A 24,751-nucleotide genomic window follows, 5' to 3' on the forward strand; every position below is an offset into this window, starting at 1 on the left:
TTCAGCAGGGGAATGTGAGGCGGAAGATGGTGTGTCCGGGGCGGCTGGTGACGGTGGCGGTACCGCCGTGGGCCGTGATGACGGCGTGGACGATGGCGAGACCCAGACCGGTGCTGCCGGTGCTGCGGGAGCGGGTGTGGTCTGCGCGGACGAAGCGTTCGAAGACTTCGGCCTTGACCTCTTCCGGGATGCCTGGACCGTTGTCGCTCACGTTCACGCGGACGCTGCTCCGGTCGGTGGTGAGGGCGATGGTCACGTCGGTGCCGGGCGGGGTGTGGGTGCGGGCGTTGGCGAGGAGGTTGCCAATCGCCTGCTGGAGGCGGTGGGAGTCTCCGGTGATGGTGACGGGTTCTTCGGGGAGGTCGAGGAGCCAGTGGTGGTCGGGGCTCGCGGCGCGTGCGTCGTCCGTTGCGTTGAGGATCAGCAGGGTCAGGTCGACGGGCTCGTGGTCGAGGGGGCGTCCGGCGTCGAGGCGGGCGAGGAGGAGTAGGTCGTCGACGAGGCGGGTCATGCGCTGGGACTCGCTGTCGATGCGTTCCAGGGCGTGGTGTACGTCGTCGGGGACGGGCCCGTTGTGGCGCAGGGCGAGTTCGGCGTGGCCTCGGATGTTCGCGACGGGGGTGCGCAGTTCGTGGCTTGCGTCGGCGGCGAAGTGGCGCAGGCGCTCCTCGCTGGCCTGGCGGCGGGTGAGGGCGTCTTCGACGTGTCCGAGCATGTGGTTGAGGGCGGTGCCGACCTGGCCGACCTCGGTGCGCGGGTCGGTGTCCGGAAGCGGTCCGGGCATGGCGACCTCTCCGCTGGCGAGTGGTAGGGCGGCGACCTCCGCCGCGTGGGCGGTGACCCGTCGCAGGGGGCGCAGGGAGATGCTCACCCACAGGGCACCTGCAATGGCCGTGGCCAGCAGAGCAGCGCCGAAGACCACGGTTTCTACCGCTTCGAGCCGGTGGACGGTCTCTTCGAGCGGGTGCAGGGGCAGGCCGGTGATCAGGACGTCTTGGTCGTCGCCGTCTACGGCCGTGACGCGGTACTTGCCCAGGCCGGAGAGGCGGATGCTGTGCCCGTTTCCGTCCACCGGGATTCGGGCCAGCACGCGTCGGTCATCGTCATTGAGCTGGAGGGAGCGGTCGGTCGCGTCGTCGACGACGCCTGCCGCGGTGACCGTGCCGTTCAAGAGGCGTGCGCCGAAGGTTGATTCGGCCTGGCCCCGGGTGTCGGGGCGATTGTCGGCATCGGGCTCGGCCTCGTGTTCCAGGCTGGCGGCGAAGCGCCCACCGGACGCGGTGAGTTGTTCGTCGAGGCGCCCCATCAGGAAACCGCGCAGTGCCAGGTCGGTGGTGACGCCGACGGCGAGGCAGGCAACGGCCAGCAGGATCACGAGCCCGGCAGTGAGCTGGCCGCGCAGGGTCCGCGGTGGTAGCCGCCTCATGCGGTGCCCGGCTTGAGGACGTAGCCGACGCCTCGCACGGTGTGGATCATTGGGGCGTGCCCGGCGTCGATCTTCTTGCGCAGGTAACTGATGTAGAGCTCGACGACATGGGCACGGCCACCGAAGTCGTACGCCCACACCCGGTCGAGGATCTGTTCCTTGGACAGGACCCGGCGCGGATTGCGCATGAGGAAACGCAGGAGCTCGAACTCGGTGCGTGACAAGCCGACGGTGGCACCACCTCGCCTGACCTCCCGGGCGTCCTCGTCCATGGTCAGGTCTCCGACGGCCAGCACGTTCTGCCCCGGTCCGGTGGCCATACCGGCCCGCCGCAGGAGCCCACGGAGCCGTGCCAGAACCTCTTCCAGACTGTAGGGCTTGGTGACGTAGTCGTCGCCGCCCGCGGTGATGCCCGCGATCCGGTCCTCGACCGCGTCACGGGCGGTGAGGAACAGGACACACACGCTCGGCGTCTCGCACCGCAGGGCCCGCAGGATCTGCAGGCCGTCGAGGTCCGGCAGCATCCAGTCCAGAACCACCGCGTCGGGCCGGAATTCACGGGCGATGGCGAGCGCGGTCGCACCGTCGGCAGCGGTGCGGACCTGCCAGCCCTCGCCGGTCATGACTCCGGAGAGGACGTCGGTGACGTCGATCTCGTCGTCGACGACCAGGACCCGTACGGGTTCGCCGTCGGGGCGGTGCAGAAGCGGTGTGATGCGCGGCTCGTCCATGGTCCATTCAGCTTCCCTCAGAGCGGGCCGCGGCAGGACGAGCGGCGTCTCTGAGTTTCCTCTGAATCGGGGCTGAGGCGGGCGGCCGGGGCGGTTTCAGAAGGTTCACAAAGGTTGGGCTGTGAGGCTGGCCGCCCCGTCACCGTAAGCGCCCCTTGCCCGGAGGAGCCTCATGACCACCACGTCCACCGCCACGTATGCGAGCCGGGGGCTGCGCCATCGGCGCCCGCGCCGGTGGCGCAGCGTCGTGCCCCTGCTGGTGCAGTGGGTGATCTGGGCCGGCGCCGCAACGGTGCTGGCCCTGTGGTGGAGCGACACCACCTCGGTCATCGGCCCGGCAGGCTGGCTGACCGGCGCGGGACGCATCACCGGGCTCCTGGCCGGCTACGCCTGCGCGGTCCTGCTCGCGCTGATGGCCCGCATACCGCTCCTGGACCACACCGTCGGCACCGACCGGCTGGCCCGCTGGCACGCCTTCGGCGGCCGCTGCACCGTCTCCCTGGCCCTCGCCCACACCCTGCTGATCATCTCAGGCTACTCGGCGACCTCGCACACGGACGTGGTGAGCCAGGCCACCACGCTCGTGTTCCATTACCCCGATCTGCTCAAGGGAACGGTCGGATTCCTGCTGTTCCTGGTCACCGGAGCCCTCTCAGCCCGCGCGGCCCGCCGCAGGATGAGCTACGAGACCTGGCACTATCTGCACTTCGCCACCTACCTGGCGGTCTTCCTCACCTTCGGCCACCAGCTGTCCAACGGCGCCGACTTCGTCGGCAACCGCACCGCACAAGCCGCCTGGTACACCCTGTTCATCACAGTCGCCGCGCTGCTCGCCTGGTACCGGTTCGCCATGCCCATACGGCGCGGACTGCGCCACCAACTCCGCGTGACCGCCGTCCACCCCGAAGCGCCGGGCGTAGTCTCCGTCCACCTCACGGGCAGACACCTGGACGAACTGGGCGGCGAGCCAGGGCAGTTCCTGCGCTGGCGCTTCCTGATCCGCGGCCTGTGGTGGACCGCGAACCCCTACTCCCTTTCTGCCCCCGCGCGCCCAGACCACCTGCGCATCACGGTCAAGACCGCCGGCGGACACAGCGCCGCACTCGCCCGTCTGGCACCCGGCACCCGGGTCTGGGCCGAGGGACCGTACGGCGCCCTCACCGCAAACCGCCGCACCGCACCCAAGGTGCTGCTCCTGGCCGGCGGCGTCGGCATCACCCCCTTGCGAACGCTGTTCGAGACGCTGCCGGGCGACGTCACCCTCGTCTACCGGGCGCGCCGCGCCGACGATCTCGCGCTGCGCGGTGAGATCGACGCGATAGCCGCCCGCCGACGAGCGACCGTGCACTACGTCGTCGACGAACCCGCCGCATACTCCTCACCGCTCACCGGCCCCGGCCTCACCGCCCTGATACCGGATGTGGCCGCACACGACGTCTACCTGTGCGGCCCGCCCGGCATGACACAGGCCGCGAGCACAGCCCTGCGCGACGCCGGCGTCCCGGCACGACGCATCCACCACGAGTCCTTCGCGTTCTGAGGAGAACCGCCATGCGCCGAGCCGTCCTCGCCACCACCGGAATCAGCACCCTCACCGTGGCACTGCTCGCCCTCAAACCCCACCAGCTCCCCGCCCTGGCAGGGATGCTCCCTCGCTCCTCCACCACCCCCTCACCGCACACCTCCGCAGGAGCCTCACCTGGTTCGTCCACCGGGACGGGCACCTTCACCGGGGATCCCATCGACACCCAGTACGGCCCTGTACAGGTGGCCGTCACCCTCACCAAGGGGAAGATCACCACTGTCAAGGTCCTCCAGGCCCCGAACGAGAACGGCCGCGACCAGCAGATCGCGTCCTACGCGCTACCCCGCCTCACCGAAGAGGCGATCGGCGCGCAGAGCGCACACATCGACGCAATCTCCGGAGCCAGCTACACCAGCGAGGGCTACATCCGGTCCCTCCAGAGCGCCCTGGACCAGGCCCATGCCTGACACCGCACACAGACTGCGCCACGTCGAGCACGTCATGGGCACCGTCTTCACCTTCGACATCCGCGACAAGCCCACCACCGCCATCCACCGCGCACTCGCCGAGGCCGTACGCCATCTCCACCGAGTCGACGCCGTGTTCTCCACCTACCGGCCCGACAGCCACATCAGCCGCCTCGACCGCGGAGAAATCCGCCTCAGCGACTGCCCGCCAGAGGTCCACGAAGTCCTCGCCCTGTGCGAAGAGGCCACCCGGATCAGCGACGGTTGGTTCAGCATCACGCCCTCCGGAACTCTCGACCCCTCAGGACTGGTCAAAGGCTGGGCCGCCGACGCAGCGTCCCAACTCCTCTACGACGCAGGTGCACATCACACCTGCGTCAACGGCGGCGGCGACCTCCAACTCCGCGGCCAGGCAGCCCCCGGCGCACCGTGGCGCATCGGCATCGCCCACCCGCTGCGCCCCGGCGACCTGGCCACCGTCATCACCGCCCACCACGATCTGGCCGTGGCCACCTCGGGCACCGCCGAGCGCGGCGCACACATCGTCGATCCGCACAGCGGTCAACCCGCCGTCGCGCTGGCCTCACTCACACTGGTCGGGCCCCGCCTGACCCTGACCGACACGTACGCCACCGCCGCATTCGCCCGTGGCGACGGAGCACAACGATGGGTGGAATCGCTGGACGGCTACGAAGCACTCGCGGTTCTATCCGACGGCCGGGAATGGCGCACTCCAGGATTCAGCCGCTACGGGTCATGACGCGCGGCACGTGATCTTTCCCGAGCGCACCCCGAACCGAAACCTGGAGCCCAGGTGCGATGAGTTTCGTCATTGTTCCTCGTCTGCATCCACAACGCGCCATGAACCGCAGCCGAGGAGAGCACCATGACCGCGATCTACACCTGGGACGTCTTTTCCACCCTCGACGGCTACGGCTCCTACGGTCCCGACGGCGACTGGGGCGGCTACTGGGGAAAACAGGGCACCGAGTTCCTCGACAACCGCCTTGCCGTGATCAGCCAGGAGCAGCGGATGGTTCTCGGGGCCAACACTTTTCGGCAGTTCGTGGAGCTGCTGGGCCCGATCCCGGAGGCCGACCTCGACCCGGTGAACTCCCGGATGCGAAGCATGCCGACAACAGTGGTGTCGACGACGCTCGCCGGACCCTCCACCTGGCCGGACGTGACCGTCGTGGCCGGCGACGCCGTCGACGTGGTCACCCGGCTCAAGAAGGAGTCCGCAGTGCCGCTGCGCTCGCACGGGAGCCTGTCCTTGAACCGAGCGCTGATGGCCGCAGGGCTCGTCGACCGCGTCCAGGTGACACTCTTCCCCGTGATCAGCGGTCAGACCGGGACCGACCCGATCTTCGAGGGCGCGGCCGACTTCGACCTCAAGTTGATCGAGAGCCGGACGTTCGACGGCCACACTCAAGAGCTCACCTACCGGCCCACCCTGCACACGTGAACACCATCACGTACTGCACCAGGTCCAGCAGCCGAACGTGTCCCGGAAGGTCTCCCGCGCTCCGACATGCCAAACCTGTCAGGAACTTGAGCGCTTCCTGCATGGAGCGAAGACGGCGGATTCAACGGCCGCCAGACCGTTGAATCGCAGTCGCCTTCGCTACCGCGCCAGGACGACTCCCGCGTGGATGTACTCCTGGGAGTGGAGCGAATTGAGCATCCATGCCGCGGAGTCGGCGCGCGAGATCATGTCCCTCATGCCCAGCTTCTCGCTCTCAGGGACTACCCGGACCAAGGCCCTCTTGGGGCGGTCCGTCAGATCGCTCTGGCGCAGCAGTGCCTCGCTGGCCGTCTTGTCCTCGATCAGGCCCCGGCCCGCCGGCCGCGGCGCTGGAGAGGGTTCACACAGCGCCGCACGCTCGCCGAGGCGTGCGGCGCGACAATTCCCCGCAGGGAATGGCCCGCAGGCCTGGCTCTCGGGTAGACACGGTCGGGTGACGACGCAGGCGGAACCAACTGAGCCGGTGACAGGATCAGTTGAGACGGGGACAAGGGCAGGGCCCTCGGGCAGGGCGGCGCGGGACGGGCTCGGTGACGCGTTACGAGAGTGGCGCGTGCGGCGGCGCGTCAGTCAGCTGGAGCTGGCCACGCGCGCGGGAACGACGCAGCGGCATGTCAGCTTCGTGGAGAGCGGCCGTTCGGTACCGGGCCGCGCCATGGTCGTACGCCTGGCGGAGGCGCTGAAGGTGCCGCTCAGGGAGCGCAACGCCCTTCTCCTTGCGACGGATTACGCGCCTGCGTACCAGGAGTCGCACTACGGGGGCCCGCAACTGTCCGCCGTCCGTACGGCGCTGGAGCGCGTCATGGCGGCGCATCTGCCGCATCCGGCGGTCATCATCGACCGGCGCGGGGATCTCGTCTCGTGCAACGAGGCCTTCGACGCGCTCACCGAGGGGGTCGCCCCCGCTCTGCTCTCGTCGCCGGTGAACATCGCGCGTGCTGCTGCATCCGCGCGGCCTCGCGCCGCGGATCGTGAACCTGGACGAGTGGGCCTGGCACGTCATCGACGGTCTGCATGACGAGTCCGTCCGTAATTCCAACCGTGCTCTTACGGAGCTGGTCGCCGAACTGGAGGGCATGGTGCCGGACCGGCCCCGACAGGCCGGTCCGGACTACCTCGGTTTCGCCGTCCCGCTGCGGCTGCGCACGGAACGCCGTGAGCTGCGCCTCCTGAGCACGCTCACCCACTTCGGGACGGCGGTCGACGTCACGCTCGCCGAGCTGAAACTGGAGGCGTTCCTACCGCTCGACCAGGAGACCGCCGCCCTCCTCGCCGACGCCATGAAGGGGCGCCGCTGAGGCGCCGGCCCGGTCGAGTACCCCGTGTGCGTCGAGGGCGATCGCCCCGCCCGGGTGTACGAGCAGCGGATTGACCTCCAGTTCGGCCAGCTCCGGATGGTCGACAGCGGCACGCGCGACCGCGCACACGGCGGCGGCCGCCGCGTCCAGATGCGCTCCGGGCGCGCCGCGCCAGCCCGTCAGCAACGGCGCGTGCCGCAGCCGCAGGAGCAGGGCACGCGCGCGTGCGGGAGTCAGGGGCGCGAGGGCCAGCGCCGTGTCGGCGAGGAGTTCGGCGGTGACCCCTCCGATGCCGACCATGACGACGGGCCCGAACGACGGGTCGCGCCGCACACCGACGATCAGTTCGTGTCCGTACGGCGGTGTGGCCATGGCCTCCACGGCATAGCGTTCCGCGCCCGTCGCCGCCTTCATGCGCGCGAACGCGGCCCGCAAGGCGACGGCGTCGGCGATCGACAGGGCGACCCCGCCCGCCTCGGTCTTGTGCGCGAGCCCCATCGCCTTGAGGACGAGCGGATACCCGGTCCGGTGCTCCGCCGCCTCCACGGCCCCGTCCGCATCTGTGACGAACTCGGCTGTGGGAAAGGCGAGTTGATAGGACGCGAGCAGCTCGCGCACGCTCTCGTAACCGCCGTCCGCCAGCCTGTACGCCGCCGGGGTCGGCGATTCCGCGCCGGCGAGAGCGGGAACGGTGAGGCGGCCCACCGCCGCGACTGCGGACGCGGCCTGCTCGATGCGCTCGTAGACGGGCACACCGCGCTGCCGCAGAACCGTGAGGGCGGGGGTGTCACGGGCCATCGTGTGCACCACCAGGGCCCGCCCGGATGAGACGGCGGCGTCCGCCAGAGCGTGCGCGACCTCGCATTCGCGGTCCGCCTGGGCCGGGTTGGCGGACGCGTAGTCGCCGAAGTAGCCCGTGAGGGCGACGGCGTCGGTGTCTCCCGAGTGCAGCAAGGCGCCCGCCACGCGCGCGTAGCTGCCGAGTTCGGCTTCACCCGCGCCCGCCAGGTCGACCGGATTGCCGCACCCGGCGCCGACAGGCAGTTGCTCCGACACCGCCTCGCGCGTGCCCTGCGCGAAGGCGGGCACATCGAGGCCGTGGGCGGCGAACGCGTCGGCGGCGAGGGCGCCTTGGCCGCCGCTGTCCCCGACCACGGCGATGCGACGGAGGCTGGACGACGCTCCGGCCGGGTGACCCGCACTGCCGTGGAGTACGCCCTGCGCGAGCAAGTACGCCGCTGTGTCCACCAGTTCGCCCGCAGTGTCGAGCAGTAGCGCACCGGCGTCGCGGCACACCGCCTCCACCGTGGCGCGGGCGCTCACCAGAGCGCCGGTGTGGGACGCGGCGGCCCGCCCGGACGCGGCGCTGCGTCCCACGGTCAGGAGCAGGACGGGCTTCCCGGCGGCGTGCGCGGCACTCAGGACCCGCGCGAGACGCCGGCCGTCGCGGAAGTCCTCGATGTACGCGGCGAGCGCTCTCGTGGGTCCGTGCGCGATCAGCGACTCCAGGGCGTCCGCCGCGTCGATGTCCCGCTGGTTGCCCAGCGACACGAACCGGGAGAAGCCCTGCCCGGCGCGCGCGAGGAGACGGCCGATCTCCAGGGCGAGATTGCCGCTCTGGGACACGAGACCGAGTCCGCCCGAGGGGAACTCGCCCCAGCTGAGACGCAGTTCGCTCGTCGTGTCCACCACGCCCATGCAGTTCGGGCCCAGCAGCCGCGCTCCCCGGGCCGTGACGAGCCGCGAGAGCGCCCGCTCCTCGTCGGCGGTGGCGCCGCCCGACGTGATCACGGTGAAACACCGGGCGCGCGCCGCGAGGCCGTCCATGACCACCGGCCGCACATGGCGGGGCGGCACGGCGACGACGACGTGCTCGGGCGGTACGGGCAGCGACGCGAGATCCGGCAGGAACGGTTCACCGTCCAGGGTGCCCCCGCGGCGGTTGACGAGGTGGACCGCCCGGCGGTCGCGGCCCGACAGGGCGCCCGACGCCAGCCAGTAGCCCCACTTCTCCGGATTGTCGGACGCTCCGACGACGGCGACCGACCGAGGGTCGAAGAGCGCGTCGAGTCCCACGCGCGCGTGCACACCGGCATCCGGTGGGGGTGTCACCTGTACCACCCGAACCGCTCCGCGATCACCGGAAGCCGGTCCGCGACGATCGCGTGCGCGGCGGCACGCGGCGTCGTCCCGTCCGCCTCGGCCCGCGCCAGCATCTGGTCGATCAGCGCGCGCATGGAACGCCGCGTGTACGCGAACGCCTCGTCCGCGTCGGCATCGATGTCACCGAACAGGGTCCACCACCACCAGGCGTTCGTACCGGAGTTGACGACGACGTCGGGCAGGACGGTGATGCCGCGCCGCGCGAGCAGCTCCTCCGCGTCGGGCAGTACGGGCATGTTGGCGGCCTCGACAATCCAGCGCGCCGCGATCAGTTCCTGGTTCGCCGCGTCCACCGCGTACGACACGGCGGCGGGCACGAGGACCTCGGCGTCGGCCGACAGCCAGGCGTCGCCCGGCAGCTCACGGTCACCCTCGCGCAGCGCCGAACGGTCCACCGTCCCGTAGGCGTCGCGGGCGGCGAGGAGCGCGTCCACGTCCAGGCCTTCGGGGTTGGCGACGGTCCCCTTCACGTCCGCGACCGCCACGACCCGAAGCCCCGCGCGCGCCAGGAACCGGGCGGTCGCTCCGCCCATGGTGCCAAGACCCTGCACCGACACCCGGGTGCCCTCGTACGGGACGCCCGCGCGGTCCAGGGCCGCGAGCACCGATTCCGCGACCCCGCAGCCGCCGACGAGCTCGTCGAGGCCGATGCCGTCGACGTCGACCGCGAAGGCGTCGGCGAGGCGCCTGCGCGCGGCCGCCTCGTCGTCGAGCAGCGGGTAGACGGCCTGGATGGACGAGACCAGTCCGGCCTCGTCGGCCGCCTTGTCGACGAGGTCCTGAGTGAGCCCCAGGTCCTCGCCGGTGGTCCAGAAGGACTCGATGTAGGGCCGCATGGCGCGCAGATAACGCACGAGGACGCCGTACGCCTCCGGGTCCTGCGGGTCGCAGTCGATGCCGCCCTTGGCTCCACCCAGCGGGATGTATCGGCCCTGCGGGTTGTAGTGCAGGGCCTCCTTCATCGTCATCCCGCGCGCGAGGCCCGCGACCTCGTCGAGGGTGCAGCCCTGACGCATCCGGAGCCCGCCGCTGGACACGCCGCGCACCAGCCGGTCGACGACGAGGTAGCCGTGCCTGCCGGTGACGTGGTCGGTCCAGGTGAGCGACATCAGGGGGGTGGCGGGCGCGGTCATGCGGTCTCCTCGGGGACGGTGATCAGGGTGGGTCCGGGGGTGGCCAGGGCCCGGGTCAGGAGCGCGGCGAGTTCGCCGGGGGACGACGCGGAGGCGCCCCTGCCCCCGAAGGCCCGCGCGAGGCCGGCCAGGTCCACGCGCGCGTGGTCGACGGCCGCCGGTGCGTCGCCGCGCGCGGCCATCTCGTCGCGGATCTCGCCGTAGCCGCCGTTGTCGAACACGACGACGGGCAGCGGCAGTTGGAGCTGCGCGGCCGTGGCCAGCTCCTGCACGGAGAACTGGAGCCCGCCGTCCCCGCTGATCGCGACCACCTGCCGGTCGGGGCAGGCGGTCTTCGCGCCGATCGCGGCGGGCAGCGCGTAGCCGAGCGTGCCGAACCCGGTGGGGTGCAGATAGCGCCCCTCGGGGCCGACGGGGAGATGCGGGATCGCGCCGTAGTAGCAGCACTGGGCGCTGTCGGAGGTCACCACGGCATCGGCCGCGAGGACACTCCTGATCGCTTCGAGGTACGGCACCCAACGTGCGTCACGCGCGCGTGTCTCGTCATCGCGGGCGGCACGTACGGCGGCCGTGGTCCGCGTGGCCGCGTCCGTGGAAGCGGGCCCCGGAACCTTGGTGAGCCGCTCCTTGAGCGCCTGCATCGTGGCTTTCGCGTCGCCTACCAGAGCCACGTCCGCGGGAACGCCCGCGTACATCTGCGCCGGATCGACGTCCACGCGGATCAGCCGGCCGTCGAGCGCAGGCGGCGCGGACCACAGGTCCGACTCGGCGAGTTCCGTCCCGACGGCGAGCACGACATCGCAGTCGGCCAGCCACTTCTGTACGGAGGCGCTGTGCAAGGACACGCCGAGGGACAGCGCATGCCGTTCGTCGACGATGCCCTTGCCGTTCGCCGTGGTCGCCACCGGAGCGCCCAACTGCTCGGCCAGCGCCCGGCATTGCTCGGCCGCGCCACGTGCGCCACTGCCCAGGACCAGACCGGGCCGCACCGCGCCGGCGAGGAGCGCGGCCGCCGCGTCGAGCGACGGACCGTCCGCCGTGCGGGGTGCGAGCAGCGGAGCGCGCCGTACCGGCCCGGTGGGCTCCGTCGCCTCGAGCAGGTCGAGCGGCACCTCGATGTGCACGGGCCGCGGCCTCTCCGTACGGAACAGACTGAACGCCCGCGCCACCGCCGCCCCGATCTCCTCCACCGAGGACACCCGATGGCTGAACGCCGCCACGTTGCGCAGCGCCTCCGTCTGGCTGCGCATCTCGTGCAGCAGGCCCGTCGACTGGCGCGGATGGCGCAGCGGCATGCCCGGCGACACCACGAGAAGCGGCACGCTGTCCGAGTACGCCTGCCCCACGGCGGCCGCGATGTTCAGGAGGGCGGGCCCCGTCGTCGTGATCGCCACGCCGGGATCGCCTGTCACGCGCGCGTAGGCGTCGGCCGCGTACCCGGCACCCTGCTCATGACGCGGCGCGACATGCGCGATGCCGTACGCCGCCAGGTGCCGGTAGATCTCCAGGTTGTGAGTCCCCGGAATACCGAACGCGGTGGACACCCCGTGGGCGGCGAGCGCCCTGACGAGCGCCTCGCCGCCGGTCGACGTCCGCATCTCGTCAGTCACCGTCTCCTCGTTCATCGGCTCCCCGGTCACAGAGACCTCGAAATCACCAGGCGCATGATGTCCGAGGTGCCTTCCTCGATCTCCTCCAGCTTGGCGTCCCGCATCCACTGCTCGACCGGGAACTCCCGTGAATAGCCCCAGCCGCCGAGCGTCTGCACGGCCGCCCAGGTGCAGTACGCCGCCGTCTCCGACGCGGTCAGCTTGGCCATGGCCGCCTCGGCGGTCGCGTCGAGACCGGCGTCCAGGCGCCGCGCGGCGCGCCACGTCATCAGACGAGACTGCTCGATCCGCGTCCGCATGTCCGCGAGCCGGAACGCCACGGCCTGGTGCTCGATGATCGGCTTGCCGAACTGCACGCGCGTGCGCGCGTAGTCACGCGCGTACTCGTACGCGGCCCGTGCCACACCCGTAGCGGCCGCGCCCAGGACGGCGCGCGAGATGTCGAACGTCCGCATGAGCCCGGCGAAGCCCTGCCCCTCGTCGCCGAGACGGTCGGCGTCGGGTACGAACACGTCGGAGAAGAACATCTCGCGGCACACGATCGCGCGCTGGCCCATCTTGCGCATCGGCTCACCGAACGTGAGCCCCTCGGCCCCCTTCCGCAGCAGGAACGCCGTGACACCGCGCGAGCGCTGTGCCGGGTCGGTCTTGGCGAAGACGACGTACTGCTCGGCCTCGCCCGCGTTCGATATCCACGCCTTCTGGCCGTTCAGGAGGTAGCCGCCTGCCGTGCGCGTCGCGGTCGTCACGATCGACGCGGCGTCGGACCCGGAGCCCGGCTCGGTCGTCGCCAGCGAGGTCATCGGGGTGTCGGGACCGGCCAGCGGCGTCAGCCACGCGCGCTTCTGCTCGTCGGTGCCGAGCTCCATGACCGGGTCGGCGAAGAAACCGTTCGAGCACAGGAGGTTGCCGATCCCCAGGTCGCCCACGCACAGCTCCTCCTGGACGAGGACCTGCGTGAACACGTCGGTGAACCCGCCGCCCCCGTACTCCTCGGGCAGCATGAATCCGGTGATGCCGACCTTCGCGGCAGCGCGCCACAGATCCCAGGGCGTCTCCACGTCCGCCTCGTCCACGGCGCGCCCGCGCGGCCTGATCTCCTCACGCGCGAACGTCCTCGTGAGGTCCACGATGTCCCGCTGCTCCGGGGTGAGGGGGACCAGCTCGATGGGGAGCTCTGACACGGTGCCTCCAGAAACTGACGGATATCGACCGGGGGATCACTGACAGGTGGGTCACTGGCCGGCGGATCACTGAACCGATTACTGAATCGCCAGTCAGTATCCGAGGCCTCGAAGGGCGGTGTCAACGCAGCGGCTACTGAATGATGGATCAGTTTTGGGCGCGCCCGCGACGAGACGTCCGCCCTCCCCGTGCGCGCGGGTGCCGAGCGGGACGCGAGCCGGTCACCAGCCGTAACGGAGAGTGGCGCGCGAGCGGTGCGGGAGCGATGCGGGAGCGGCGGGACCCCGCCGCGCCTTGGAATTCCCTGTGCGTCCGGGTCCCGGATCGGGCAGTGTCAGCGGGGCCGCCCATAATGGAATCCCTGATCGGGAAACCCTGATCGACCCACCGGGAGGCGCTGTGTCACGTTCCCTGAGCTCCGGGCTCCGCCCGCTGCGGCCTGCCGCTTTCGGCGCGGACCCGGCGGGAGAGCGACTCGAGCGGATCCGCAGGTCGCCGAACTTCGCGGACGGCAGCTTCCAGAACCCGCTGGGCGCACGCACCAGGCCCACGGGCTCCATGATCGAGTTCGCGAAGGTCTTCTTCGCCAAGGAGGGGCGCGTCCGCCGGGCGCCCACGGGCACCATCCCCGTCCACTCCACGACCCTCGCCGACCTCGCCAAGCCCCCGGCGAGCGGCCTGCGGCTCACCTGGATGGGGCACTCCAGCGTCCTCGCCGAGATCGACGGCCGACGCGTGCTCTTCGACCCCGTCTGGGGCGAGCGCTGCTCGCCGTTCCCCTTCGCGGGCCCCAAGCGGCTGCACCCCGTACCGCTGCCGCTCGCCGCGCTGGGCCCGGTGGACGTCGTGGTGATCTCCCATGACCACTACGACCACCTGGACCTGCCCACGATCCAGGCACTGGCCGACACGGACACGGTGTTCGCGGTGCCGCTCGGCGTCGGCGCGCACCTGGAGCACTGGGGCGTCCCCGCGGACCGCCTCCGCGAGCTCGACTGGAACGAGTCGGCGAAGGTGGCGGGCCTGACCCTGACGGCCACGCCCGCGCGCCACTTCTGCGGCCGCGGCCTGCGCAACGAACAGCACACCCTGTGGGCGTCCTGGGTCGTCGCCGGTCCCGAGCACCGCGTCTACCACAGCGGTGACACGGGCTATTTCCCCGGCTTCAAGGGCATCGGCGCGGAGCACGGGCCGTTCGACGCGACGATGATCCAGATCGGCGCGTACAGCGACTTCTGGCCCGACATCCACATGCGCCCCGAGGAGGGCATGCGCGCCCACCTCGACCTCCAGGGCGGGCCCGGCGGCGGGCCCATGCTGCCGATCCACTGGGGCACGTTCAATCTGGCGCCGCACCCGTGGGCCGAGCCCGGCGAGGGCACGCTCGCGGCGGCGGATCAGGCCGGGGCCAAGGTCGCGGTCCCGTGTCCGGGCGAGCCCTTCGAACCTGCGGGGACGGTTCCCACCGACCCTTGGTGGCGGCCCGTTGCCCACCCGTCTGCACGCCTGCGGCGACGTGAGCCGAAGGAAGCGGTCATGACCCACGAACCCCAGAGCCAGAATCTGGATCTTGCCGGCGAGCTGTGACGGCGGGCCGAGACGAGAGCCCGCGTGCGCTGAGGCGTGTGTTCGCCGGAATGGCGTGAGCGGAGCGGCAGATGGCCGTGCGCGCGATCGACGGCATCCTCGCCCGCAGTGCGATGCGCCGGTGAAGTCGTCCGCGGGCAATGCCGTAGGCCCCGCCAAGCTTCACGCCGACAAGGCCTACGGCAACCGTCACCTGTGACGACAGCTCCGCTTGCGCCACATGGCACCGCGCATCGCTCGCAAGGGAGTTGAGACGTCACGGGAGCCGGGCCCCACTGGTGGCAGTCGACGAGGCCGGGGAACTGCGGACTGTCCCGAAGGTGATCGCCGCCGTGAAGCGAGGAGGCGCCGAGCCGCTGAAGGTGGAGAAGCGGCCGACGGACGTGGATGGCGAGAATCGACCTGCGGGACGCCGCGGGGGCAGCAGTCCGCCGACTGTCCGTCAGTTCCCGCTGGTCGGCACCACGTTGGTGGCATCCACTGCGGGGCGCAGCGCTTTGGCGAGTTTGACGGCGTCGCCCACGGCCCAGAAATGGGTGAAGAACAGGCGGGGGCTCTCCGTCAAGTGGTGGTTGTGCAGCTCGACGAGCTGGATCCCGCCCCGCCGCAAGGCTCCCAGTACGTTCTGGACCTCCTCGGCGAGCATGACGCAGTCGCCGCTGAGCGCTGCCCTGCCGTGTCCCAGTGGCTGGAAAATGAAGGCGCTGGTCGCGCCCAGGCCGGCGGGCAGGACCAGATGGCCGTCGTAGATCGTCTCGCGGCGGGCGAAGACGGCCTTGTAGACCACGCCGTCGCTGGAACCCTTGGCGCCCAGCGCAGCGTCGATTCCGGCAGCGTCCAGGTCGACGGGGCTCGGCGGGCCGGCCGGTGTCTCCGGCGGGATGCCGGTGCGGTCGAATCCCGCGCGCAGGCCGCGCGCCAGGGCCAGTTCGTCATGGCCGTGTCCGTGGACATGGACCCACCAAATGTCGGGCCAGTGGGCGGGCAGATGCTTGTGGAGCGCGGTCACCGCGATTCCGTTCGCCTGCCAGGCGTCGATCACCCGCTGCAGTTCCCTCTCGGTGACCGCCACATCGCCCATGCACATCGTGCTGCCGTCGGCGTAGCGGACGAAGGCCACGTGCGCACCCAGTGCGAGCTCCGGTGTGATGGCGACGTGGCCCTCGACGACGACGCGAAGATCGTCGCGCGGGAAGGGGGTGTGGTATGTCGTCCCGCGCAGCAGATTGCCGCTGCGGCCCAGTACCTTCGCTACGGCCGCCCAGTCCGACTCGGTGGTGATCACCGGCTTGACCATCGCCCCGTCGGGCATCGCGTGAGCGCTGGCCGGCCCCGCCCCGGCCAGCACCGGTGCCAGCGCGGCAGCGGCCAGCACGCGTCGCCGAGACGTGACCGCCTGTGTGTCTCCAGTCATCATTTCATCTCCTCCATGGCGAGATGAAACCATGAGAAATGTGCGCTATCGGCATTGACGGTGCCAATATGGGTCAAATCTAGCTTTGCGATCTGTCGTCGAACTCCTCGCCGGTGGAATGGCTGACGCCGAGGTGATGCATGCCGGCGATGCTGCCCTTCGTGGCTGCGTCCGACGGGTGCTCGCAGTGCGCCCTGCCTCCGACCGCGCCGCCCACCCCGATGCAACTGCCCTTCGGGTGAACGTCTCTTCGGGCGATGGAACACCCGTACCCATGATCAGTCAGGCGTCCACACCTGTTATCGGTCTGTCGTACGAAGCCTCATACCAGAGCGGGATCCAGGCCGCCGGACTTTGGCAACTGCCCACCGCATGTGAGCCGTCCCCGACTACCGTGTGTGCTCGCTGAGCGACGCAGCGGCGGCATTCCCACCCGTTCCCGGCCGGGAACGCGATGCCGCGTGCCCGCCTCGCGCCGACCGCAGGAGCCCCCACGTACGAGGACGCCGAATGTCTCACCTTCGCCCGCCGGCCGCCCGCGCAGACCGCCGAGAGGGCGGTCGGCACGGCAGGCCGGGCGGCCGGTCCGTCCCCCCGCAACCCGAGACCCACATACGGCCCCAGCTTCTGCGCCTCGCCGTACTGCCGCCGCTCGCCGTCGCCCTGAGCGCCAGCGCGGCCGTTCTCTTCACCGTCCGCTCCACGGGCGCCCGCCCCGGCCCCGCTCTCTGGGCCGTCCTCGCCGGTGCGTTCCTCGTGACCCTGGCCGGCATCGTGATCGCAGCCGTGGCCGCGGACCGGGCCGCCAGGTCCGTACGCGAACGGGTCGGCGTCCTGCGCCGTGCGAGCGCGCGCGGGCAGGGTGAACTGCGCGGGCTCGTCGAGCAGTTGCGCAAGGGGGAGGGGCCGCCGCCCCGCAGGCAGACCCCCGGGGCCGCCCCGGACGGCGACGAGTTCGACCTGCTGGCCGCGGACATCACGCGCGCCCAGGACGTGGCCGTCACCGCCGTCGTCCAGGCGTCCCAGCTCTCCAGCCACGCGGGCAGCGAACAGAAGGTCGAGGTCTTCGTCAATCTGGCCCGGCGTCTGCAGTCCCTCGTGCACCGCGAGATCTCGATCCTCGACGAACTCGAGAACGACGTCGAGGACCCCGACCTGCTCAAAGGCCTGTTCCACGTCGACCACCTCGCCACCCGGATCCGCAGGCACGCCGAGAACCTGGCCGTGCTCGGCGGCGCCGTGTCCCGGCGCCAGTGGAGCAGCCCGGTCTCCATGACCGAGGTCATGCGGTCGGCCATAGCGGAGGTCGAGCAGTACTCACGCGTCAAGCTCGTCCCGCCGGTCGACGGCACCCTGCGCGGGCACGCGGTCGCCGACTGCATCCACCTGCTCGCCGAACTCGTCGAGAACGCCACGGTGTTCTCGGCCCCGCACACCCAAGTCCTGCTCCGTGCCAACACCGTCACGTCCGGTCTCGCCATCGAGGTCGAGGACCGCGGCCTCGGAATGCCCGTCACCGAGCAGAACAGGATGAACGCGCTGCTCGCGGACCCGGACCAGGTCAACGTCGCGAGCCTCCTCCAGGACGGGCGCATCGGCCTCTTCGTCGTCTCGCAGCTCGCCCGCCGACACGGCATCACGGTCCGGCTCCAGAGCAATATCTACGGCGGGGTGCAGGCGGTCCTCGTCGTGCCGCAGAGCCTGCTCGGCGGCGACGAGAACGAGCCCGAGCCGAGGCCGCGGAGCGCCGCGGACGCGACGGACGACAGCGCACAGACCATGCACCAGCGGCACCAGGCGCACGAACGGCGGCTCTCACAACACCAGAGCCGGCAAGGACGGCAGTACCAGCTCGAAGGCCAGCCGCAACCTCTGCCCCAGCTTCAGCCGCAATCTGTGCCTCAACCACTGCCCCAACCCCAGTCCCACCCCCTGCAACCGCGGCCCGAGCCTCAGAGCCATCACCAGAACCAGCTCCACCGTCCCCCCCAGTCCCACCCTCAGCCCAACCTCCAGTCCCACCCTCAGCCCTACGACCCCCAGCCGTCCGAGGCGCCGCGTCAGCTCCCTCCGCCCCGCGAGGCCCCGCACGCAGGCGTCGCCGTCGTCCCGCGGCAACCTCAGGGCGGCGCCTTCGGCGGAGGGCGTTCCGGGGCGAACGGCGTCGCGCCGCCCCTCCCACTGCGTACCGCCAGGGACGAGCGCCGCACCCCTGCCGACGCGCTCCCCGGCATCCGCGCCGAGGGCCGGCAGGCCGCCGAGGACAAACAGGCGGCCAAGGACCGGCAGACCGCCGGGGAGCACACGCCCGTCCCGCCGACCCCGGTCAACGGCGCCGTGCGCGGCACCATGGGGCGCCCCCAACTCCCCAAGAGGCGCATCCAGGAACACCTCGCGCCGCAGCTGAGGGGCGGCCCGGCGCAGCGGCAGGAGCGTCCCGAGAACGAGGCACCCGTACTCCACGACCCGGGTCTGATGGCGGCGTTCCAACGCGGCATCGGGCTCGCGGAGGCGGCCGAGGCACGGGACCTGACTCTCGGGGTGCGCGACCTGCCTCAGGCCGGTCCCGAGCCGGCCGGCGGGCCCGCCACCGGTTCGCTCGCCGCCTACGAACCGGACACACGGCACGACGGGAGCGATACGGCCGGATGACGTACGCCCGTCCCTTGAGCTCCCGTCCCCGTCCCCTCTGCGCCACCCCTCAGTGCACCAACTCCCAGTGCGCAAACACCCAGTGCGCCAACACCCTGTGCGCCCGCCAAGTGCCGCAAGCAGTCCCGCACTTCCCACAGTCAACGCACCCCCAGCAGTCCACCAAGGAGTCGATCCCCCATGGCGAGCGATGTGCCGACGGGTCATGTGTCCGATCTCGACTGGCTGATGAGCGGCCTCGTCCAGCGTGTGCCGCACACCCGCAGCGCCGTCCTCCTCTCGTCCGACGGGCTGGTCAAGTCCGTCCACGGCCTCGACGCCGACAGCGCCGACCACATGGCGGCCCTGGCGTCGGGGCTGTACTCACTCGGCCGCAGCGCGGGCGTCCGTTTCGGGGACGGGGGTGAGGTCCGGCAGGTCGTCGTAGAGCTGGACTCCACCCTGCTGTTCGTCTCCACAGCGGGCTCCGGCACCTGCCTGGCCGTGCTCGCCGGGCGGGAAGCGGACGCCGCCGTGCTCGGCTACGAGATGGCCATGCTGGTCAAGAGCGTCCGCCCGTATCTGATGACCGCGCCCCGCCAGCACGCGGCCGAACCCACGGCGATGAGGAACTGACCATGACGGCCCCGCAGGACGGGCCGTGGCTCGACGACGCGGCCGGCCGCCTCGTCCGCCCGTACACGGTGAGCAACGGGCGGACGCAGCCGACCACTTCGCTGGATCTCCTGTCGCTGGTGATGGCGACCGGGGCCACCCCTCTCGGCTACCTGGGGCCCGAACACGGCGAGGCACTCAAACTGTGTGCCCACCCCACATCCGTCGCGGAGATCGCGGCCCATCTGAAACTCCCCGCCGCCGTCACGAAGGTCCTGCTGTCCGACCTCGTCGACTGCGGGGCGATCACCACCAAGCCCCCCATGTTCCATGACAGCCCCACTGACCGGTCCCTACTGGAGGCAGTGCTCGATGGACTACGACGACAGCTCTGACGCCTTCCCCACCGCGCTGAAGATCCTGGTCGCGGGTGGCTTCGGTGTCGGCAAGACGACCTTCGTCGGCGCGGTCAGCGAGATCGCCCCGCTGAGCACGGAGGAGCTGCTCACCACGGTCAGCGCCGAGACCGACGACCTGGAAGGCATCGAGAACAAGGTCGAGACGACGGTCGCGATGGACTTCGGGCGGATCACCCTGGACCCGGAACACGTGCTGTATCTGTTCGGCACGCCCGGACAGGAACGCTTCTGGTTCATGTGGGACGAGCTCTCCGAGGGTGCGCTCGGCGCGGTGATCCTCGCGGACACCCGCCGTCTCGAGGACTGCTTCGCGGCCGTCGACTTCTTCGAGGAGCGCGGCATGGGGTTCATCGTGGCCGTCAACGAGTTCGACGGCGCCTACCGCTACGACCCGGAGGAGGTACGGGCGGCCATCGACCTCGACCCGCAGGTGCCCGTCGTGCGGTGCGACGCGCGGATCTCCAGCTCGGGCATCCAGACCCTCCTCACCCTCGTCAGGCATCTGCTCGCGCACGCCCCGGCCCAGACGTACGGGGCTCACACATGACGGCGTCAGACGGTGACCGTCCCGCCGTCGGGGAACGTGATCCGCACCTGCCCGCCGTCCCCGGGGGCCGCCACGCATGAGATCGACTCGCGCAGGGCCTGCGGATGCACGACGTCGCGCGTCAGGACCGCGAGTGTGACGTGCACGCTGGATCCTCCGGGGTGGCCGGTCGAGCGGAGGTACGGCGTCGCCGAGTGCGGGCCGCAGGCGTTGGCCTCCACCTCCCGTGCGATACCGGACTCCTCGTCCCATCCGTGCAGCGCCACCACCGCACTCGTCGCCCCGGACTCCGTATGCGCCAGTGCCCAGCCCGGACCCCGCTCGGCGTGGACGCTGGTCTCGTCGGCGACCGCGTAGCCGCCCTCGCGTACCGTCACGCCCGCGGGAGCCTGCACCCGGTGCACGCGGATCTCCCACGGACCGTGCAGCACGGTCGTCGACTCGATGGGGAACTCCTCGTCGAATCCCGGCAGTTGGGCGTCATGGCGGGACGAGGCGACGCGCCCTTCGCAGGTGAGCGGGTGGATCCGGCGCCGACGCGAAGGGGTGCCGTCCGGCGCGAGGAGCGCCACATGGTTGTCGACGGTCCGCTTCCAGGCGTGCGGCGCCGACTCGGGCGCCGTAGCAGTGGAGTAGGCGAGCTTCGCGTAGTGCGGATCGTCCGTGGCGGGACCGTCGGGCGGGTTGTGATCGCTGCCGTGGTTGATCAGCCGCACGATCCCGTCGTGGCGCGTGCCGTGCAGCAGCCAGCCGGGCGCGGGCAGCGCGGTGTACTGGATGGCCCGCTCGGACTTCTCGACGGGCAGCTGCGCCTCGCGCTCGGTCCACACCGGATGGTCCGCGGGCAGCAGCAGTCCGAGGAACCCCTTGCTCGCCCAGTACGGCGAGGCCGGGCCCGAGTACGACTGCGTCGTCGGCAGGAACGTCCCGTACCAGCCGAGCGGCAGCAGACCGCGCTCGTCGGGGACGCCGCGCTCCACGAAGTGCCGCGCCGTGCCCGACGCGAGGCGCCGCGTGAGCCCCGGCTCCAGCGGGGTGCAGTCCGCCAGCGCGCCCATCCACACGGGCGCGGTGGCGGCGAAACGGTACGTCAGTGAGCGGCCCTGATGCACGGGCGCGCCGTCGGCACCGAAGAACTGCGGGTAGGTGGTGAGGAACTGCGACAGGCGCTCCCGGTAGACCTTCGCGCGGCCGCCGTCGCCGTCCGGGCCCGCCATCCGCGCCCACAGCAGCGGGTACAGATGCATGGCCCAGCCGATGTAGTAGTCGAAGTTGCGGCCGTCCCCATCTGTGTACCAGCCGTCGCCGACGTACCAGTCCTCGATACGGTCCAGGCCGCCGTCGATGTCGTCCTGGCTGTACGGGGCCCCGACCGAAGCCAGGAACTGCTCGGAAACCACCTGGAACAGACGCCAGTTGTTGTCCCAGGTGCGGCCGCCGACGAAGCCGGAGAACCAGTCCACGATCCGCTCCTGGACCCGGGAGTCGAACTTGTCCCAGATCCACGGGCGGGTCTCGTGCAGCCCGATCGCGATCGACGCGGCCTCCACCATCTGCTGGGAGCAGTCGGTGAGTTCGGGCCACGCCTCGCCGTCGAGGCCCGTGCCGCGACCGCGGTCAGTGCCGGTTGTCAGACCCTCCGCGTAGCGTTCTACGAGTCGGGGATCCACGTCCCCGCCCGCGCCCGCTATGCGGAAGGAGGCCAGCAGGAATGACCGCGCGAACCCCTCCAGGCCGTCCGACACGAGCCCCGACCAGCTGGCCCGCCCCGGCAGCCGGTACTGCGCGAAACCCGGCGTCGCGTACGGGACGAGCGCCTCCAACTGCCGGTCGGCGAGCGCCTCCCAGTGGGCGCGCGTCCAGCCCGTGAGCGGGGACAGGACACGGTCGGTGGGCGGCAGCGAGAGGTGCGGTGCGGGCATGGGGGCGTGTCGCTCCTTGATCGGAAGTGGCGGGCCGGGGGCGACCCTATGCGCGCCGGGGACGGGCGTCGACGGTCGGAATCGACGGACATGGCCTCATGCGAGTTCCGCCGTGTGGCTGTGCCCGCGTGAGCCCGCGACATCGATGGTCAGGACGGGGCGGCGGCCCGGGGTGAGCGTGATCGTGTCGTCGGCGCGTGTCATCTTGCGTACTGGGAAGGGGAGTTCGACCGTGAGTGTCGACCCGGTGCGGCCGGGGTCGGCCGCAGAGACGGCGATGGCGTCGCCGTGCCGCCGCACCAGGACGGTGCCGGGACCGGACGACGTGAGGCCGGCGGCGCTCCCGGGACCCCAGAAGTGCGCGGCGAGGAGCCCGAGGCGGCGCGCCTCGACGGCCTGCACCGTGGCGTCGTTGGCCACGATCCGCACGGGCCGTGAGTGCGCCCACACCCCGGTCGCCACGGCGCTCGCACCCGGCAGGAGCACATAGGCGGACGAGGAGTCGGTGGGGGAGGAGCCATGGTCGAACCACAGCGTGACGTAGCGGCAGGTTACCGGGTCGGTGCCGCCGCCCGTGTCCGCGCCGGAGTTGAGGGCGCCCCACGTGCCGGTGCGCTCCTCCCGAAGTGCCCGCAGTGTGACGCCGCGGCCCGGCCTCCGGCCCGGATGGTCGGGAAAGACGTAGCCGCCCGTGCCCTCCAGATGTGCCCAGTCGGCGTCGGGCAGCGGTGCGGACCAGCCCTGTTCGCCGGGCTGCCGCCGCCCGTCCACCAGGAGACGCGGCGCTCCGTCCGTGTGCAGACGGCGGTTCTCGACGACGGTCTCGATCGTGCGGCCGTCGCTCGCGGTAATGCCCGCGCCGAGCGCGACGACCGCGTTGTCCAGACAGAACCACGCCTTCCGTGCCTGCAAGGTGCTGCCGTCGGCGATGAGTTCCATCGCGGCGGCACCGTAGCGGTCCTGGAGGACGGCGCCGCCCGCCACGGCGTTCTTCGGGCGGTACGTGCCGGTGCCGGCGCCCGTTCCGAGATCCGCACGCGCGCGCGTGTCCACCGTCGTGCCCGGCAGGCGGTACGGGTCGACGGTCGGCCAGAACCCGTCGCCGAACTGGCCGAGGTCGTCGCCGTCGTACAGATACGCCATGCCGTCGCCGGTGTACCAGCCGTGCAGGTTCTCGCCGTTGCCCGCCTCGTACGCGGCGATGCGCTTCGAGGAGAGCGACAGGGCGAGCGCCCAGCCGGGCCGCCGGTGCACCACGCGGTCCATGTCGGCGAACGAGAAGTGACCGGTGAGACGCTCCGTCGCCGGGATCGCCTTGTCGTCGAGGACGGTCTTCGCGCGCGCCAGAGCCGGGATGCCGACGAGGCCCGCGTACGGGTTGGCCCTGTTGCGGCTGATCCACCCCTTGGCGAGCGCGCGCCAGCGGTCGGCGTACGGGGCCGGGGCGCCCGCGGCGAGCTGGAGGACGTAGGTGAGGGTCACGGCGCCGTCGTCGTAGTCGCGGGCGCGCTCGCGGGAGATCGCCCGCCCGCGCAGCGCGTCCATCATCAGCCCGTCGAACATGACGGGCGAGAACGACCGTTCCACCGCCTCATACAGCACCGACACCTTCGGGTCGTTCACGGCCCAGTCCGACCCGGCGAGCAGCGCGATCAGCTGCCCCGCGCTGCCGAGCAGCACACTGCCGTACGTCCCCGTGTAGGCGACGCTGTCGTGCTGGACGAACGACCCGTCCTCGTAGAAGCCGTCGCCCGACGTGACATACGTGAACGGGCTGCGGCGCCCGTTGTCCCGCACGTCCGACAGGCCGTCGCGGGCGAGTGCGACGGTGGCCGCGTCCCGGGCGAGCAGCCCGCGCAGGGCCACGATGACGGCCTTGTCGGCGCGGTTCGCCCCGGTCTCGGACAAGGAGGGGGAGTTGGTGCGGCGGTCGGGGTCCGGGCAGAACTTCGCGACGGTGGCGACGTACCCGGCCAGGTCCGTGGCCGGCAGCTGCGATCGCAGCAGTACGCAGGTGTCCATGAGCGCGCGGGGCGCGCCGATCTCCCAGAACCACCAGTTGCCGGACTCGCCGCGGGCCGGGTTGTAGCCGGTGGAGCCCAGGAATCCCAGCGCCGCGACGAGCGCTTCGGCGACCTCTGCGCTGCCCGTCAGCGAGGTGCCGGGGGTGGCCCAGGCGGTGGCCAGGGTGCGCAGGCGTGGATAGCTCTGCCCGAACATTCCGGGGTCCGACGCGGGGGAGAGGTCGGCCCACAGCGCCTTCCTGTCCGCGCTCCGGTCGAGGTCCTTCCACCAGGCGGACGCCTGCGTGTCGAGGGCCTCGACCGCGGCGGCGAAGTCCGGATCGGCGGTGTCGAACGCGCCGCCGGTGAGTTGCTCCTCGGCGCGCGCCAGCAGCTCGTCGAAGGCGTCGGCGGCAGGGGCGTCCGCGCCTTCTACGGCGTCCGTCGCCGCGGCGACGGACGCTGTCAGGGGGAGCGCCGCCGCGGCCGACGCGCCTGCGAGGGCCAGGGTCTGTCTGCGAGTGAGGTCCATGCTCGGTGGGTCCCTCCG

At 71.3% G+C, this 24,751-nt stretch carries 18 protein-coding genes and 1 pseudogene; 10 read left to right on the forward strand and 9 right to left on the reverse strand.

The genetic code is table 11. The annotated features are described in order from the left end of the window. Window position 1: 1 nt before the first annotated feature. Window positions 2-1,426, reverse strand: a complete 1,425-nt coding sequence (locus ACIPWY_RS02975) for a sensor histidine kinase (protein ID WP_401532071.1) — start codon at window positions 1,424-1,426, stop codon at window positions 2-4. Then, window positions 1,423-2,157, reverse strand: coding sequence for a response regulator transcription factor (locus ACIPWY_RS02980; RefSeq protein WP_401532072.1), 735 nt, complete (start codon window positions 2,155-2,157; stop codon window positions 1,423-1,425). Before ACIPWY_RS02980 ends, ACIPWY_RS02975 begins: the two co-directional genes overlap by 4 nt. Window positions 2,158-2,329: 172 nt before the next feature. On the opposite strand from ACIPWY_RS02980, the gene ACIPWY_RS02985 reads away from it, so the two are divergent. The 5 genes and pseudogenes from ACIPWY_RS02985 (at window position 2,330) to ACIPWY_RS03005 (ending at window position 6,972) form a co-directional block, all read left to right on the forward strand. Next, window positions 2,330-3,697 carry a ferric reductase-like transmembrane domain-containing protein gene (locus ACIPWY_RS02985; RefSeq protein WP_401532073.1) on the forward strand — a complete coding sequence of 456 codons (1,368 nt, stop codon included), beginning with the start codon at window positions 2,330-2,332 and terminating at the stop codon, window positions 3,695-3,697. 11 nt (window positions 3,698-3,708) lie between these two features. After that, complete coding sequence (locus ACIPWY_RS02990; RefSeq protein WP_362901932.1) at window positions 3,709-4,149, forward strand: FMN-binding protein; 441 nt, start codon at window positions 3,709-3,711, stop codon at window positions 4,147-4,149. Then, window positions 4,142-4,909 carry an FAD:protein FMN transferase gene (locus tag ACIPWY_RS02995; protein ID WP_393704439.1) on the forward strand — a complete coding sequence of 256 codons (768 nt, stop codon included), beginning with the start codon at window positions 4,142-4,144 and terminating at the stop codon, window positions 4,907-4,909. Before ACIPWY_RS02990 ends, ACIPWY_RS02995 begins: the two co-directional genes overlap by 8 nt. 126 nt (window positions 4,910-5,035) lie before the next feature. Beyond that, window positions 5,036-5,614 carry a dihydrofolate reductase family protein gene (locus tag ACIPWY_RS03000; protein WP_362901936.1) on the forward strand — a complete coding sequence of 193 codons (579 nt, stop codon included), beginning with the start codon at window positions 5,036-5,038 and terminating at the stop codon, window positions 5,612-5,614. A 256-nt stretch (window positions 5,615-5,870) separates the two neighbouring features. Next, window positions 5,871-6,972, forward strand: a pseudogene (locus ACIPWY_RS03005) (helix-turn-helix domain-containing protein). On the opposite strand, the gene ACIPWY_RS03010 reads toward ACIPWY_RS03005, so the two are convergent. The 4 genes from ACIPWY_RS03010 to ACIPWY_RS03025 are packed head-to-tail and all read right to left on the reverse strand — an operon-like array spanning window position 6,913 to window position 13,062. Continuing rightward, window positions 6,913-9,084 (reverse strand): acetate--CoA ligase family protein, encoded by a 2,172-nt coding sequence (locus tag ACIPWY_RS03010; protein ID WP_393704441.1) that lies wholly within the window; start codon window positions 9,082-9,084, stop codon window positions 6,913-6,915. The pseudogene ACIPWY_RS03005 and the gene ACIPWY_RS03010 overlap by 60 nt on opposite strands. Then, on the reverse strand, window positions 9,081-10,268 hold the full coding sequence (locus ACIPWY_RS03015; RefSeq protein ID WP_362901941.1) for a Glu/Leu/Phe/Val dehydrogenase dimerization domain-containing protein: 1,188 nt from the start codon (window positions 10,266-10,268) through the stop codon (window positions 9,081-9,083). Before ACIPWY_RS03015 ends, ACIPWY_RS03010 begins: the two co-directional genes overlap by 4 nt. After that, window positions 10,265-11,893, reverse strand: coding sequence for a 5-guanidino-2-oxopentanoate decarboxylase (locus tag ACIPWY_RS03020; protein WP_393704443.1), 1,629 nt, complete (start codon window positions 11,891-11,893; stop codon window positions 10,265-10,267). Before ACIPWY_RS03020 ends, ACIPWY_RS03015 begins: the two co-directional genes overlap by 4 nt. Window positions 11,894-11,904: 11 nt before the next feature. Then, window positions 11,905-13,062, reverse strand: coding sequence for an acyl-CoA dehydrogenase family protein (locus ACIPWY_RS03025; RefSeq protein ID WP_362901945.1), 1,158 nt, complete (start codon window positions 13,060-13,062; stop codon window positions 11,905-11,907). A gap of 400 nt (window positions 13,063-13,462) precedes the next feature. Here ACIPWY_RS03025 and ACIPWY_RS03030 point away from each other — a divergent pair, with 400 nt between their 5' ends. Then, window positions 13,463-14,650 carry an MBL fold metallo-hydrolase gene (locus ACIPWY_RS03030; protein WP_393704446.1) on the forward strand — a complete coding sequence of 396 codons (1,188 nt, stop codon included), beginning with the start codon at window positions 13,463-13,465 and terminating at the stop codon, window positions 14,648-14,650. A 442-nt stretch (window positions 14,651-15,092) separates the two neighbouring features. Here the strand turns inward: ACIPWY_RS03030 and ACIPWY_RS03035 are convergent, their stop codons facing one another. Then, window positions 15,093-16,067 (reverse strand): DUF1259 domain-containing protein, encoded by a 975-nt coding sequence (locus tag ACIPWY_RS03035; protein WP_362901948.1) that lies wholly within the window; start codon window positions 16,065-16,067, stop codon window positions 15,093-15,095. Window positions 16,068-16,574: 507 nt separating this feature from the next. Here ACIPWY_RS03035 and ACIPWY_RS03040 point away from each other — a divergent pair. The 4 genes from ACIPWY_RS03040 to ACIPWY_RS03055 all read left to right on the forward strand — a co-directional run bounded on the left by ACIPWY_RS03040 (window position 16,575) and on the right by ACIPWY_RS03055 (window position 20,276). Beyond that, on the forward strand, window positions 16,575-18,716 hold the full coding sequence (locus tag ACIPWY_RS03040) for an ATP-binding protein (protein WP_393704448.1): 2,142 nt from the start codon (window positions 16,575-16,577) through the stop codon (window positions 18,714-18,716). A gap of 180 nt (window positions 18,717-18,896) precedes the next feature. Beyond that, complete coding sequence (locus tag ACIPWY_RS03045; RefSeq protein ID WP_100591713.1) at window positions 18,897-19,331, forward strand: roadblock/LC7 domain-containing protein; 435 nt, start codon at window positions 18,897-18,899, stop codon at window positions 19,329-19,331. 2 nt (window positions 19,332-19,333) lie between these two features. Continuing rightward, on the forward strand, window positions 19,334-19,705 hold the full coding sequence (locus tag ACIPWY_RS03050) for a DUF742 domain-containing protein (RefSeq protein ID WP_362901951.1): 372 nt from the start codon (window positions 19,334-19,336) through the stop codon (window positions 19,703-19,705). Continuing rightward, the gene (locus ACIPWY_RS03055) at window positions 19,683-20,276 is read left to right on the forward strand and encodes an ATP/GTP-binding protein (RefSeq protein ID WP_362901953.1); all 594 of its coding nucleotides are present in this window, start codon (window positions 19,683-19,685) and stop codon (window positions 20,274-20,276) included. The genes ACIPWY_RS03050 and ACIPWY_RS03055 overlap by 23 nt, the downstream gene beginning before the upstream one ends. Window positions 20,277-20,281: 5 nt before the next feature. On the opposite strand, the gene ACIPWY_RS03060 is transcribed toward ACIPWY_RS03055, so the two are convergent. Continuing rightward, window positions 20,282-22,198 carry a DUF2264 domain-containing protein gene (locus ACIPWY_RS03060; RefSeq protein WP_393704451.1) on the reverse strand — a complete coding sequence of 639 codons (1,917 nt, stop codon included), beginning with the start codon at window positions 22,196-22,198 and terminating at the stop codon, window positions 20,282-20,284. 96 nt (window positions 22,199-22,294) lie between these two features. Further along, entirely contained in the window at window positions 22,295-24,733 is a 2,439-nt protein-coding gene (locus tag ACIPWY_RS03065) for a polysaccharide lyase 8 family protein (protein WP_401532074.1), read from the reverse strand. Window positions 24,734-24,751: the final 18 nt, after the last annotated feature.

Source organism: Streptomyces sp. NPDC090032 (genome assembly GCF_044748025.1).
Taxonomy (GTDB): Bacteria; Actinomycetota; Actinomycetes; order Streptomycetales; family Streptomycetaceae; genus Streptomyces.